Source organism: Microbacterium sp. ZW T5_45, from assembly GCF_044987415.1.
In the GTDB taxonomy this organism is placed as follows: Bacteria; Actinomycetota; Actinomycetes; order Actinomycetales; family Microbacteriaceae; genus Microbacterium.
Map to the genome: position 1 here is coordinate 1 of NZ_JBJDRJ010000039.1, position 13579 is coordinate 13579.

The following is a 13579-nucleotide window of genomic DNA, read 5'->3' on the forward strand; positions in this document are numbered from 1 at the left end:
CCATCAAGCCCTGGGCTACGCCACTCCAGCCGAAGCGATGGCCCATCTGACACGGACCACCGCCGCCAAAGCGGCCTAACCAGAACGGAAATGAGAACAACACTCCACGACACGCGGGCCGCCCTAGTGCGCGTCGGTATCGTGCAGGAACGTCGGTCTCACCCGAAACCGTCGGTCTCGCACTGGCAAGGCGGTCTCGCGCGAACCGGTCGGTCCCGCCGACTGCGACATTCAGGCGCGCGAGATCCGGATCGCCATGAACTGGCGGCCAGGCAGCTCCACCCGCACCGAACCCGCGCCATGAGTTCCGGGAAGCGTCTCGACGGTCATGTTCCAGGTGTCGATGACGTCGATCGTCCACTCACCGTCGGTGAGCAGCACGTTGCGGAAGCGCGGCCGGTTGAAACCGAAGTAGCCCACGCGCACCTCACCCTCGACGCCACCCCATGGCACATCCCAGTCGCCGGGCAGCGGATCCCAGACCCCGCCAGGGGCCTCGGCGAGCCGCTCCTCGAGGAACCGGATGCGGTCGGGCGAGCTGCCGTGCAGCACACCGCCCTTCGACCACCACAGCACCTCGTCCTCGAGCCCGAGTGCCGACGGCAGGTACGTCTCGCCATGACCGACATAGCCGCCGCGGACCGCGCCCTCCCAGAACCGGCGGACCATCTCCTCCCCGGTGATGTTCCCCCAGCCCTGGTCGATGTCGCCCTCGTACGCGCACTCGTCGATCACGACGGGCTTGCCCCACCGCTCGCGCCACTCGTCGGTGTTCTCCGCGGTGCGGTACACGTCGACGCGCTGCACGCTCACGTGCGTGATCCACGGCTGCGAGTAGTCGTAGAACGGGCGGCAGTTGTGGATCGAGTTGAGGTGCCCGAACGCGTCCTCCTCGCCCACGATCGCCGCGAGGCGCTCCCAGTCGGGCGTGTCCTTCGCCCAGAGAAGGTCGTACTCGTTCGCCATCGACCACCAGACGTTCGCGAAGCCCGACAACCGCCGCACGACGTAGCGCAGGTAGCGGTCGTCGACGTCGGGGCCGAGATCCGCGAAGCCCCAGCGGTCGTAGGCGTGGAACAGGATGAGATCCGCCTCGATGCCCAGCTCGCCCAACTGCACGATGCGCTGCTCCAGTCGGCGGAAGTGCGCCGGGTCGAAGCGCTCCAGGTCGAAGCCGTCGGCAAGCGACCCCGGGAAGGGGAAGTCCTCGGGTTCGTTCGCGTTGTAGAGGTACGACTTCGGGAACACGCACATGCGCATCTTCGTGAACGGCGCCTCGGCGAGCGTCGCGAGCGTCTGCTCCTGCAACTCCTCCGGCTGGTGCGTCCACGCGTACGCCGTCGTGCCCAGCGGGCGATGCCGGGTGCCGTCGGCGTGCGCGAAGTGGAAGCCGTCGACCCGCACCGGGCCATGCGCGCCCTCGGCCGCCGCGCCGACGGTGACCGAGCCGGTCAGACCGTCGAGCGACCGCGCGGTGGAGCGCGTGACGAACGACCAGTCGCCCTCCGCATCCGCCAGTGCGCGGATCACGTACTCGCCGTCGCCGTCGTAGAACCCGCCGACACGGACTTCGGAACCCCCGCGGGTGAATACCGCGTCGAGCTCGACGTCGACGAACGGGTTGCCGTGCGACGGCCCCTCGATGCGGATCTCGAGGGGAGCCCACAGCGTCGTCGACGACGGCACCGAGACCGTGGCGGAGCCGCGCTCGACGGCAACGGATTCGTACGACGGGTCCGGCGCGATCGCCGGTGCGTACGGTGAGCGCACCACGTCGTCGTCGATCTCGGCGAGCTCGGCCCAGAACGCCTCACGGGCCTCGACGCTCTCGAGCGCGGGAACGATCGCGATGAGCGTGCCGAGCCGGCCGTCGCGGTACTGCACCGCCATCGGAGACGCGGCGACTCCGGGCATCAGCCGCTCGAGCACGGCGCGGGCTGCGGGGTTGTCGAGGGCTTCTCCGAACGTGGAGCGACGGTCGAACATGGCGTCCTTCTGGTCAGGGAGCGGTCAGGCTCTGGTCAGGCGGTGGCGGTGCGGATGGCCTCGTCCACGCGGGCGAGCACCTCGGGCGGGGTGAACATGAGGGCGGTCGACAGGGGCCGTCCGGTGCCCCACAGTGTGCCGGCGCGCACCGCCTCGACGCGATCCGGTGCGACCTCGGCGAGCGTCTCGAACAGCGCGCGGTACGCACGCGGGTCGTCGATCACGTCGGCGAGCGCGGCTTCGAGACCCGGCAGCGCGGGGCGCACGGCAAGGGGTTCGGGCGTGTACCGCCACTCGTGCCGGCCCGCGCCGACGAGGTCGGGAGCGCCGGGTACCGACACCTCGGCCGTCGTGTTGGCCGGCACGACGGCGGTGACGACGATCTCGGCCCCTTCGCGTACCCACGTGACGGATGCCGTGCCGTACGGCGTCTCGTGCCGCGCGGATGCGCGGCCCAGCGCCTGCAGAGGACGCGGGGCGATCCGCAGCCGACGGTACCCCGGCGCTGCGGGAGCGAGACCCGCGACCGTGCGGTGCAGCCAGTCGGCAACGGCGCCGAGTGCGTAGTGGTTGAACGAGGTCATCTCGCCCGGGTTCACCGTGCCGTCGGGCAGCAGCGAATCCCATCGTTCCCACACCGTCGTCGCGCCCTGCGTCACGGGGTAGAGCCACGACGGGCACTCGGTCTGCAGCAGCAGGCGCTCCGCCGCGTCGAGGTGCCCGGCGTTCGTCAGCGCATCGGTGACGAGCGGGGTGCCGACGAATCCCGTCGCGATCCGGTAGCCGCTCTCGCGCACCACCGCGGCGAGCCGGTCGCCGAGGGCGCGGCGTTGCGCGGCATCCGTCACGAGGTCGAACTCGAGGGCGAGCGCGTAGGCGGTGACGGCGTCGCTCATCATGCGTCCCGCCGGCGTCACGTACTCGGCCACGAAGGCGAGTCGGCTGTGCTCGGCGAGGTCGCCGTAGGTCGCGGCATCCTCGTCGAATCCCAGCACGCGCGCCGCCTCCGCCACCTGGCGCAGAGACCGGGCGAAGTACGCGGACGCGACGATGTCGGAGTCGACCTTCGCCTCGCCGGGCTTCTCCGGGGGAGCCGCGGGGTCGAGCCAGTCGCCGAGCTGCATGCGGCCGGCCCACAGGCCGCTGTCGCCGGCGTCACGGCGGACGGCGTCCACCCAGTCGCGCATGCTCGCATACTGGGCGGCGAGTACCGCGCGGTCACCGTAGCGCTCGAAGAGCACGGTCGGCACGACCGTCGCCGCGTCGCCCCATGCCGCGGGTGAGGCTCCGCCTGCTGCGCCGAAGGAAGGGAGTGCCGCGGGGATCACGACGGGGACGGAGCCGTCGTGTCGTCCCTGTTCGAGCGCGAGGTCCCGCAACCACGATGTGAGGAAGCCGTCGCTGTCGTACAGGAAGCTGGCGGTCGGTGCGAACACCTGCAGGTCGCCCGTCCAGCCGAGGCGCTCGTCGCGCTGCGGGCAGTCGGTGGGGATCGAGAGGAAGTTGCCGCGCATGCCCCAGACGACGTTCTCGTGCAGACGGTCGATCAGCGGGTCGGACGTCTCGAACCATCCGGTGCGTGTCATGTCGGTGTGCAGCACGACGGCCTCGACTTCGGCCGGATCGATGTCGACCCCGGTGATCTGGGCGTAGCGGAAGCCGTAGAACGAGAAGCGCGACTCCAGCACGTCGTCGTTGCCGGAGAGGTCGAAGGTCGCGGTCGCCGCGGCGTTGCGCAGCGGACGCAGTGCGAGTTCGCCGTCCTCGAGCACCTCGGCGTGGCGCGCCACGACCCGGGTGCCGGCCTCGCCACGGAGGCGGATCTGCAGGCGTCCGACCAGGTTCTGGCCGAAGTCGAGGATCGTCCCGCCCGAGGGCGTGGTGATCGTGTCGACGACGGGGAGCGTCTCGACGCGCCGAACGGGAGGTGCGACCCTGGCCTCGGGCAGTGGCACGTTCTCGTAGCCGGGCAGGGCTGCGGCTCCGACGCGTGCCGGAGTCCAGGCGGATGCCGTCCGGCGCAGATCCTGGTGCTCGCCCGGGTAGATGCCGCTGTCGACGACGGGGCCGTCGCCCGCAGCCTCCCAGCCCTCACCGGTCGCGGCCAGGGTCTCGGAGGAGCCGTCGGCGTAGGTCACGCGCAACTGCGCGAGGAACGAGGGCTGGGTGCCGTACAGACGATTGGTGAACACGAAGAAGCCGTACTTCTCGGTATACCAGGCGCCGGCGATCGTGGCGCTCAGTTCGTTGCGTCCGGCGTGCACCAGGGCGGTGACGTCGACGGTCTCGTGCACCAGACGGTCGCGGTACGCGGTCCAGCCGGGGGAGAGCACGTCGGCGGAGGCGGGCGCGCCGTTGACCTCGGGCTCGGCGACGCCGAGGGCGGTCCAGAACAGCAGAGCGCGCACGACCGGACGATCCAGCTCGAAGAAGGTGCGCACGACCGCGGGCTGCGCGTCGCGCTCCGGGTCGGCGAGACCGATGGGCTGCGCCACCCACTCGCCCTCGGCGAGGTAGCCGGCCTCGACGCGCAGGGGCTCGCTCCACTCGGTCTCGCCGCCGTCGGTCGACCGGGCGCGCACCCGAACCTCACGCGTCTCACCGGCATGGAGCGGCTCGAACGGCCAGGCGACCAGCGCGCTCTCGCCGTCGTCGATCGTGACGGTCCGGGTGCCGTCGGTGAGCTCGGCGGACTCCTGCAGCCACCCGGTGATCGGGGACTCCACCTTCCAACTCAGCCGAGGCGTGGGCGTCGCGACGAAGGCTGTGTCGTCGCGCAGCTCGGCGCGCAGGGTCGAGATACGTGCGGCATCCGTCATTCGTCGTCTCCTTCTGCGGTCCAGCTCGTCACCGCGATGTCGCCGCGGAGCGCGTAGGCGCCGATCACCCGTCCGGTGAACGACTCGGTGGTCTCGGATGAGAGGAAGCGTCCGTCGACCTCCGCGAGCTCGATGCGCTCGCCGGCGACGCTCGCGGCGAGGTGGAACACGTCGCTCGTGCGCGGGAACCCTCCCGACGGCGCGGGCGGCCGCGAGTCGATGTGCAGTTCGAGCACATCCGCCGTGAGCGGAACCGTCCACTCCTGCACGAGGTCGGCGATGACCGCGCGGGCGGTGATCACACCGTCGCCCGCTTCGACCTCGACGTGGAAGCGCTCGTCGTAGCGCACCGCGAGCCCGCCGACGCCGGCGGCCACGTCGATGCCGATCGTGACGGCGTTCGTCAGGTGCTCCTGGCGGCGGCCGAGGAAGACGGGGCGCGGGTCATCGAGCGTGCGTCCGGTGCCGTGCAGCACGATCGCGTCGGCGCGGGACGAGAGATCGGCGACGGATGCCGGAGTCGTGCGCACCGCGATCCACTCGCCGTCGAGCTCGCGGACCGCGGAGAAGTCGATGTCGACTCTGGTGCCGGGGCGCGGGTTCAGCAGCACGGGGTCGATGGCCGGCCAGCCGTTCGCCTCCCAGCGGACGGGGGTCACGAAGGTCTCGCGGCCCAGAGCCGAGAAGGCACGGGTCATGCTGCGGGGGCGCACGCCCAGCAGCACGCACAGCCAGTCGCCGTCGGGCCCGACGACGAGATCGCCGTGACCGGTGTTCTGGATCGGGCGGATCGTCGAGCGCGCCGAGACGAGCGGGTTCTGCGGAGCGGTCTCGAACGGTCCTTCGGGGGAGTCGCCGCGGGCGATCGAGATGCCGTGGCCGCGTTCGGTGCCGCCCTCGGCGATCATCAGGTACCAGCGGCCGTCGACCTCGTACAGGTGCGGTGCCTCGGGGAACTGCCCGCCGGTTCCCGACCACAGCGAGCGGGGCTCCTCGAGTGCACGGTGCTCGTCGAGATCGACGCGGACCTGCTGGATGCCGAGGTGCTGACCCAGGTTCTCGCCCTCGAGGATGAGCCCGGAGTAGGTGATGTACGCGGTGCCGTCCGCACCCCAGGCGAGGTCGGGATCGATGCCGTTGACGGAGGCCGAGCCGTCAAGTGCGCGGACCAGGTCGCCGTCGCTCCAGGGGCCGGCGGCATCCGTCGCGGTGAAGTGCAGCATGCCGCGGCCCATCGCATCGGTGATGACGAGGTGGAACACCCCATCGCGGTGCCGGATGGTCGGTGCCCACGCGCCACCGGCGGTCGGCACGTCCTCGACGGCGAGCTGGCCGGGGCGCGTGGCCACGTGACCGATGAGCTCCCAATTCTCGAAGTCGCGCGATCGGTGGATCGGGATTCCTGAGAGGTACTCGAAAGTCGAGGTGGCGAGGAACCACTCCTCCCCGACCCTGACCACCGAGGGGTCCGGGTGGAAGCCGTTGATCAGCGGGTTGTACAGCGTCGTCATCGAACTGCTCTCGGTGTCGGGTCGGGGTGTGTCGTTGCGGGGCGAGTGGATGCTCAGGCGGCGAGGACCCCGCCGAGCGTGCGCGCGAGGGCGACCGCACGGGGATCCGCTCCGCCGGGCCACGGGCCGCGGGCGATCGTCCAGGCGAACGCGATGCCGGTGTCGGGATCGACGCACGCCAGAGCGCCCATGGCGCCGTCGTGCCCGAAGGCGCGCGGTCCGCCGAAGGCGAGCTGCTGTGAGGGCTTCTGGAACACGATCGCGTGCGCGCGGTCCTGCTGGTGCAGCACCTCGTCGTAGCCGCGGATCTGCTGCTGGCCGATCTGCTCCACCGTGTCGGCGGAGAGGAAGGGAGCCGCGCCCTCGACGCCGGTGACGGCGCTGGCGAACAGGCGGGCGAGCCCGCGAGCCGTGCCGGTGCCCGATCCGCCGGGATGCCCGTAGCGCCAGCTGCGCGGCGAGAGTCCGAGGTCGACGTCGCCCGCACCCATCATGCCGAACACGACAGGGCCGAGCGCCGAGAACGAGGGCGTCGAGGTGTCGGACACCGGGCGCACCATCGGCAGCAGCGGCACCAGTCGCTCCTCTTCCGAGGAAGGCAGCCCGAGGAAGAAGTCGATACCGTGCGGCCGGCGGATCTCCTGCTCGTAGAACTCGTGCAGTGTGCGGCCGGTGACTCGGAAGACGAGCTCGTCACCCAGGTTGCCGATCGTGATCGCGTGATAGCCGAAGGCGCTGCCGGGAAGCCAGAACGGGCGGCTCGCGGCCAGCCGGTCGGCCGCGGCATGGTGATCGAGCAGCTCGTCCCAGTTCAGACCGGGCGTCGCCTGCGGCAGACCGGCCTGGTGCGACAGGAGCTGGCGCACGGTGACGCGGTCCTTGCCCTTGGCGGCGAACTCCGGCCAGTAGTGTGCGACGCGTTCATCGAGGTCGAGCTCGCCCCGCTCGACGAGCAGGCCGATCGACAGGCCGATCGTGTTCTTCGTCACCGAGTAGGGGACGGTGATCGAGTGCTCGCCGAGGTGCGGGCCGCCCCAGGCGTCGAGCACGAGCTCGCCGTGGTGGAACGCGGCGACCTGGAACGACAGGTCGGCGTCCCCGGCGAGGTGACCCTCCAGGGACTCGACGACGCCGCCGAGGCGGTCGTCGGCGCGACCCTGGAGGGCGCCGTTCAGCGCGGAGACGCTCATGCCTGCTCCCACACGAGCGAGAGCGGCAGCTCGGTGACGGACGCGCCGACGTGCAGCGTGTACTCGCCGGGCTCGACGACCCACTCGCCGGCCCAGTGCGCCAGGCGGCGGTCGGGCACCGGGATCGTCGCGGTGACGGTGCGACCGGGCTCAGCCGTCACGACCGCGAAGCCCACCAGCCAGCGCACGGGGCGATCGACCGCAGAGTCCGCGCGCTCGGCGTAGACCTGCACGACCTGCTTGCCGGCGCGCTCGCCGGTGTTCGCGAGGGTGACTTCGACCGCGTCCTCGTGGCGCTGGGCCGCGCCCCACGACCAGGTCGTGTAGCCGAGGCCGTGACCGAACGGGAAGGCCGGCCGGGCACCATCCTTCAGCCAGGCGCGGTAGCCGATGTGCACGCCCTCGCCGTAGACGAGACGCCCGTCGACCGGGGTCACGTCGGACACCGGGACGTCGGCGAGAGCCGCCGGCCATGTGGTGGGCAGGCGCCCGCCGGGCTCGGCGGTGCCGGTCAGCACATCGGCGATCGCGTGTCCGAACTCCTGGCCACCGAAGTAGCCCTGGACGATCGCGGCGACGTCGGCGGCCCACGGCAGCACCACGGGGGAGCCGGCGTTGACGACGACGATGGTCGGAGTGCCGGTGGCGGCGACCGCACGGACGAGGTCGTCCTGACGTCCGGGCAGGTCGAGGTCGACCCGGTCGTAGCCCTCGGACTCGACCTTCGAGTTCGTGCCGACGACGACGATCGCGACCTCGGACTCGCGTGCGGCCTCGACGGCACGGGCGATGAGCTCCTCCGGCTCGGTGCGCTCGGGAGCGATGCCGAGCGTGACGCTCAGCGCACCGTCGAGAGCACCCTGCGACTCGCGGGTGAACTCGGCGCGGATGCCGATCGTACGACCGGCCTCGACCTGCACGCCCGCCGTCAACGACGGCGGGTTGAGGAACGCGGCGCCGAGGTCGGTGCCCTCGATCACCGGGACGTCGTCGATCACGAGCTCACCGTCGACGAACACCTTGCCGGGGTTGGCGCCGGCGAAGCCCAGCTGGATCTCGCCGGACTCGTCAGGTGTGTAGCGGGTCTCGAGCACGACCGTGCGGCTCGCGCCGATCGGGGCGTCGCCGCCGAACCAGACCAGGGCGGTCGCGCGGCGGTCCTCGGCGAACAGCTCGGTCCCATCGGCGTCGTAGAAGCTGACCCGCAGGCCCGCCTCGCCGGTCGCCGGGTTCACGATCGCGTGCAGCGGGATCTCGGCGACGCCCTCTTGCACGACCGCGCCGAGCTCGTAGCGGACGGCGGCGTCGGGCAGCGCGGCGCGGATCGCGTCGAGCGGCGAGACGACCTCCTCCGGAAGCACGGTCGCCGATCCACCGCCCTGCGTGCGGGCCTCGCGGGCATTGTGACCGATGATCGCGACGCGCGAGAGCACGTCGGCATCCAGCGGCAGCACGCCGCTGTTCTGCAGCAGCACGGACCCCTCGATCGCAGCCTCGCGGGCGAATGCCGGACCGTCGAGCGGGGCCGGAGTGATCGCCGCTGTGCCCTCGAGCGCGCCGACACGCTCGGCGAGCAGCAGGATGCGCAACACCTTGCGATCGATGTCGGACTCCTGCACACGGCCGTCGCGGACGGCCTCGACGAGGTCGGCCCAGGCGGGAGCAGGGCCGGGCATCGCCAGGTCCTGCGCGGCGGCGACCGCGTCGAGCGAACGGACGGCCGTCCAGTCGCTGACCACGACGCCATCGAAGCCCCACTCGCTGTTCAGCGGGTTCTCGAGCAGGTCGTTCTCGGTCATGGTCACGCCGTCGACCGAGTTGTACGCGCTCATGACCGACCAGGCGCCGGCCTCGGCGACCGCGCGCTCGAACGGCGCGAGGTAGAGCTCGCGCAGCGCGCGGTCGTCGACCTCGACGTCGACCGTGAACCGGTCGGTCTCGGAGTCGTTCGCGACGTAGTGCTTCGGGGTCGCGGCGACGCCGTTCTCCTGCATGCCGCGCACATAGGCGGCTCCGAGCACGGAGGTCAGCTCGGGGTCCTCGCTGAGGCACTCGAAATGGCGTCCGCCCAGTGGCGAGCGGTGCAGGTTGATCGTCGGGCCGAGCACGACGTCGACGCCCTTGCGACGGGCTTCGGATGCCGCGGCCGCGCCGTAGCGGTGCGCCAGGTCGGCGTTCCACGAGGCGGCCAGTGCCGAGCCGGAGGGGAGGTTGAGCGAGGGCTCGCGCTCGTCCCACCGCGGCCCGCGGACACCCGCGGGGCCGTCGGACAGGGTGAGGGCGCGCAGTCCGATCTCGGGCAGCGGCACCGTCGTCCAGAAGTCGGCACCCTGTACGAGGGCCGCCTTCTGCTCGAGCGTCAGCTTCTCGAGCAGGGGGAGGAGGTGGTCGGTCGAGGCGGTCATGCGGCTGCTCCTTCGGAAGAGCTCTGCGCGTCGAGCAGGGCGCGGCGGTCGGCGCGACGCTTCTGCTGCGCATCGGGGTCGGGCACGGGCGCGGCGAGGAAGAGTCGCTGCGTGTACGGGTGTTCGGGGCGTGCGGTGACCTGGTCGCCGTCGCCGGTCTCGACGAGCTCGCCGCGGTACATCACGGCCACGCGGTGGCTGATGTGACGCACGACGGCGAGGTCGTGCGAGATGAAGAGGTACGCGACGCCGGTGCGCTCCTGGATCTCGATGAAGAGGTCCAGCACGCGGGCCTGGGTCGACAGGTCGAGCGCCGACACGGGCTCGTCGCAGACGATGAGCTTCGGATCCAGCGCCAGCGCGCGGGCGATCGCCACGCGCTGGCGCTGGCCGCCCGAGAACTCTCGGGGCAGCCGGCGGGCAGCATCCGCCGGGAGTCCGACGCGGTCGAGCAGGTCGTTCACCCGCGCGAACGCCTCTTTCGCGGCGACGCCGCGAGCGGTGAGGGGCTCGGCGAGGATCTGCGCGATCGTCATCGACGGGTTCAGCGACGAGTACGGGTCCTGGAAGACGACCTGGATCTCGCTGGCGAGGCTGCGGCGTTCGCGGCGGCCGAGGTGACCGATCTCACGACCGTCGAAGCGCACCGAGCCCTCGGTCACCGGCGCGAGTCCGAGCACCGCGCGTCCGAGCGTGGTCTTGCCCGACCCGGATTCGCCGACGAGACCGACGGTCTCGCCAGGGCGGATGTCGAGCGAGACGCCCTTCAGCGCATGGAACGGCTGCGCGCGGAAGCCCTTTCCCGGGTAGGTGACGTGGAGGTTCTCGACCTCGAGGAGAGAGCTGTTGTTCATGACCGGCCTCCTTCGGCGGCGATGAGCGGACCGCGGGCCGGACCCTCGTCGAGGATCGCGTCCAGCAGCGACTGCGTGTAGGGGTGCGACGGGGTGCCGAGGATCGTGCGGACGGGACCCTGCTCGACGAACAGGCCCTGCTGCATGACCGTGACCCGATCGCACAGGTCGGCGACGACGCCGAAGTTGTGCGTGACGAGGAGCATCGCCATCTCGCGCTCGCGCTGCAGATCGCGCAGCAGATCGAGCACCTCGGCCTGCACCGTCACGTCGAGAGCCGTGGTGGGCTCGTCGGCGATGATGAGGTCGGGGTCGGTCGAGACGGCGCCGGCGATGAGGACGCGCTGCGCCATGCCTCCGGACACCTCGAACGGGTACGCCGCGAACGTGCGCTTCGGGTTCGGGATGCCGACCCGGTCGAGCAGCGCGAGCGCCTTGTCGGTGGCCTCCTTCTTCGACAGCCCGAGGTTGCGCCGCAGCGGCTCCACGAGCTGGTACCCGATCGTGAACGACGGGTCCAGGTTGCTCATCGGCTCCTGAGGGATGTACCCGATGCGCTTGCCGCGGACGCTGTTGTAGGTGCGCTCCGAGGCATCGGCGAGCTGCGTGCCCTCGAACTCGATCGAACCGGCGGTGACGCGGCCGCCGCGGGGCAGCAGGCCGAGCACGGCGAAGGCGGTCTGGGTCTTGCCCGAGCCGGACTCGCCGATCAGGCCGTGCACCTCGCCCTTGCGGATCTTCAGCGAGACGCCGTGGACGACCTCGATGTCCTCGCCCTCCTGCTGCTCGTACGCGACGCGCAGATCGGAGATGGTGAGGATCGGCGAGGGGGCCAGGGCGCCCGTGCGCTCGTCGTCGGGGTGCACGATCGTGTCGCCGATCAGGGGCAGGGGAGCGGAGTCCTCGAGCGCGTCGAGGTCACCGCCGGAGAGGCTCATCGACGTGGTCACGGCGGCGATGGAGCCGGTCGCGGTGGTCACCGCACGGCGACGCCGTCGGCGCACCACCGTGGTGCGCTCGAGCACATCGCGCATGCCGTTGGCGAGCAGGGTCAGAGCGACGGCCGTGAGACCGATCGCGAGGGAGGGCCACACCATGAGCAGCGGCTGCTTGTAGATGTTCGCGAACCCGTCGTTCAGCATCCCGCCCCAGGTCGGAACGCTCATGTCCCCGAGGCCGAGGAACTCGAGTCCCGACTGGATGGCGATCGCGATGCCCGTGATGATGGCGGACTGGATGATGATCGGGGCGCGGACCACCGACAGGATGTGGCGGCCGATGATGCGCATGTCGGAGAGACCGGAGACCCGCGCCGCGTCGACGTAGAGTTCGCCGCGCACGCCGGTCACCGCGGCGTAGACCAGGCGGTAGTAGGCGGGAGCGAGCAGGATGCCGAAGATGAACATCGCCAGCCAGACGCTCGGACCGAGGACGGTGCGGGCCGCGAGCAGCACGACCATGCCGGGGAGCGCCATCACCAGCGAGGTGACCCACGAGGCGACGGAGTCGAACCAGCCGCGGTAGTAGCCGGCGATCAGGCCCGAGATCACGCCGATCACGATGGCCGTGACGACGGCGACGAGGGCGGCGGCCAGGGTGATCTGCGTCGCGGCGAGCAGACGCGAGAGCACATCGCGTCCCGCGCTGTCGGCGCCCAGCAGGTGGTCGGCGCTCGGCTCGGCCAGCACGAGCTGGAGGGAGGCGAGGTTGGGGTCGTAGGGGGCGATCCAACGACCGATGATCGCGATGAGGGCGACCAGGCTGAGGAAGATCAGCGAGGCGAGCGGCACGGGGCGCCGGGCGAGGCGACGCAGCAGCGAGGTCTTCACCGCGGGTGTGGGCACTGCGGGGGGAACGTCGATGGCGGTCATGAGAGTCGCACCTTCGGGTTGAGCGCGGCCTGCGCGAGGTCGATGACGAGGTTGACGATGAGCACGATCACGGCGAACGCGATCACGACGCCCATCACGACGGGGATGTCTCCCTGCGTGGTGGCGGCGACGGTGAGCTGGCCCATGCCGGGGAGGGCGAAGACCTGCTCGACGATCACGGCGCCGCCGAGGAGGCCGATGAACTGCACGGCGAGCACTGCGAGGGCAGGACCGCCGGCGTTGCGCAGCACGTGCTTGTAGATGACGCTGCCGTCGGAGAGGCCGCGGGCGCGGAGCGTGCGGACGTAGTCGCGCGACATCGCGTCGACGACCGAGCCGCGCACCTGCTGGGCCACGGCGGCGATCGCGCCGAGCGAGAGGGCGATGATCGGCAGCGTGACCGAGGCCAGCCATCCGCTGAAGGACTCGGCGATCGGGATGTACCCGGTCGCCTTGAACAGGCGCAGGTTGATCGCGAAGATCAGCACGAGATAGAGGGCGATGAGGAAGCCGGGGATCGCGAAGCCGATCACCGAGATGAACTGCACGACAGCATCGATCCAGCCGCCGCGACGAGCGGCGAGGACGCCGAGCACGATCGCCAGGACGGCGGAGATCAGCGTCGCGCCGATGACGAGGGAGAGGCTGACGCTGAGGCGGCCTCCGAGGCTGACCGAGACGAGCTGGCCGTTGAACCAGGAGCGACCGAGGTCACCCGTGAGGGCCGAGGTCAGCCAGTCCCAGTACTGCGCGACCAGCGGGCGGTCGAGGCCCAGTTCCGCGGACTTCTGGGCGACGAGCTCCTCGGTGGCGTTCTGGCCGAGGATGCGACGCGCGATGTTCGCGCTGTCGAGGAAGAGGAGCCCGAACGTCACCATGGAGATGACGGCGAGCAGGACGATGCCGGAGAGTATCCGGCGCACGATGAACATGAGCATGCTGC

At 70.9% G+C, this 13579-nt stretch carries 8 protein-coding genes; all 8 read right to left on the reverse strand.

The window, feature by feature from the left end; all coding sequences use genetic code 11:
• Positions 1-231 precede the first annotated feature (231 nt).
• Genes ACI3KS_RS16255 through ACI3KS_RS16290 form a run of 8 tightly spaced genes read right to left on the reverse strand, consistent with a single transcriptional unit; the run spans position 232 to position 13574 of the window.
• Positions 232-1986, reverse strand: a complete 1755-nt coding sequence (locus tag ACI3KS_RS16255) for a DUF5605 domain-containing protein (protein WP_404919583.1) — start codon at positions 1984-1986, stop codon at positions 232-234.
• A gap of 35 nt (positions 1987-2021) precedes the next feature.
• Positions 2022-4805 carry a family 78 glycoside hydrolase catalytic domain gene (locus ACI3KS_RS16260; protein ID WP_404919584.1) on the reverse strand — a complete coding sequence of 928 codons (2784 nt, stop codon included), beginning with the start codon at positions 4803-4805 and terminating at the stop codon, positions 2022-2024.
• Positions 4802-6316 carry a family 43 glycosylhydrolase gene (locus ACI3KS_RS16265; protein WP_404919585.1) on the reverse strand — a complete coding sequence of 505 codons (1515 nt, stop codon included), beginning with the start codon at positions 6314-6316 and terminating at the stop codon, positions 4802-4804. Before ACI3KS_RS16265 ends, ACI3KS_RS16260 begins: the two co-directional genes overlap by 4 nt.
• 53 nt (positions 6317-6369) lie before the next feature.
• Positions 6370-7506, reverse strand: coding sequence for a serine hydrolase domain-containing protein (locus ACI3KS_RS16270; RefSeq protein ID WP_404919586.1), 1137 nt, complete (start codon positions 7504-7506; stop codon positions 6370-6372).
• The gene (locus ACI3KS_RS16275; protein WP_404919587.1) at positions 7503-9911 is read right to left on the reverse strand and encodes a glycoside hydrolase family 3 protein; all 2409 of its coding nucleotides are present in this window, start codon (positions 9909-9911) and stop codon (positions 7503-7505) included. Before ACI3KS_RS16275 ends, ACI3KS_RS16270 begins: the two co-directional genes overlap by 4 nt.
• Positions 9908-10765 carry an ATP-binding cassette domain-containing protein gene (locus ACI3KS_RS16280; protein WP_404919588.1) on the reverse strand — a complete coding sequence of 286 codons (858 nt, stop codon included), beginning with the start codon at positions 10763-10765 and terminating at the stop codon, positions 9908-9910. Before ACI3KS_RS16280 ends, ACI3KS_RS16275 begins: the two co-directional genes overlap by 4 nt.
• A complete protein-coding gene (locus ACI3KS_RS16285) occupies positions 10762-12636 on the reverse strand; it encodes a dipeptide/oligopeptide/nickel ABC transporter permease/ATP-binding protein (protein WP_404919589.1) in 1875 nt (624 codons plus the stop codon). Before ACI3KS_RS16285 ends, ACI3KS_RS16280 begins: the two co-directional genes overlap by 4 nt.
• Positions 12633-13574, reverse strand: a complete 942-nt coding sequence (locus ACI3KS_RS16290) for an ABC transporter permease (protein WP_404919590.1) — start codon at positions 13572-13574, stop codon at positions 12633-12635. Before ACI3KS_RS16290 ends, ACI3KS_RS16285 begins: the two co-directional genes overlap by 4 nt.
• Between the last annotated feature and the right edge of the window lie 5 nt (positions 13575-13579).

Excerpts from the sequence above, each read along its gene's own strand:
- ACI3KS_RS16275 (WP_404919587.1), bottom strand. The coding sequence starts at position 9,911 with ATGACCGCCTCGACCGACCACCTCCTCCCCCTGCTCGAGAAGCTGACG.
- ACI3KS_RS16255 (WP_404919583.1), bottom strand. The coding sequence starts at position 1,986 with ATGTTCGACCGTCGCTCCACGTTCGGAGAAGCCCTCGACAACCCCGCA.
- ACI3KS_RS16270 (WP_404919586.1), bottom strand. The coding sequence starts at position 7,506 with ATGAGCGTCTCCGCGCTGAACGGCGCCCTCCAGGGTCGCGCCGACGAC.
- ACI3KS_RS16265 (WP_404919585.1), bottom strand. The coding sequence starts at position 6,316 with ATGACGACGCTGTACAACCCGCTGATCAACGGCTTCCACCCGGACCCC.
- ACI3KS_RS16290 (WP_404919590.1), bottom strand. The coding sequence starts at position 13,574 with ATGCTCATGTTCATCGTGCGCCGGATACTCTCCGGCATCGTCCTGCTC.
- ACI3KS_RS16285 (WP_404919589.1), bottom strand. The coding sequence starts at position 12,636 with ATGACCGCCATCGACGTTCCCCCCGCAGTGCCCACACCCGCGGTGAAG.
- ACI3KS_RS16280 (WP_404919588.1), bottom strand. The coding sequence starts at position 10,765 with ATGAACAACAGCTCTCTCCTCGAGGTCGAGAACCTCCACGTCACCTAC.
- ACI3KS_RS16260 (WP_404919584.1), bottom strand. The coding sequence starts at position 4,805 with ATGACGGATGCCGCACGTATCTCGACCCTGCGCGCCGAGCTGCGCGAC.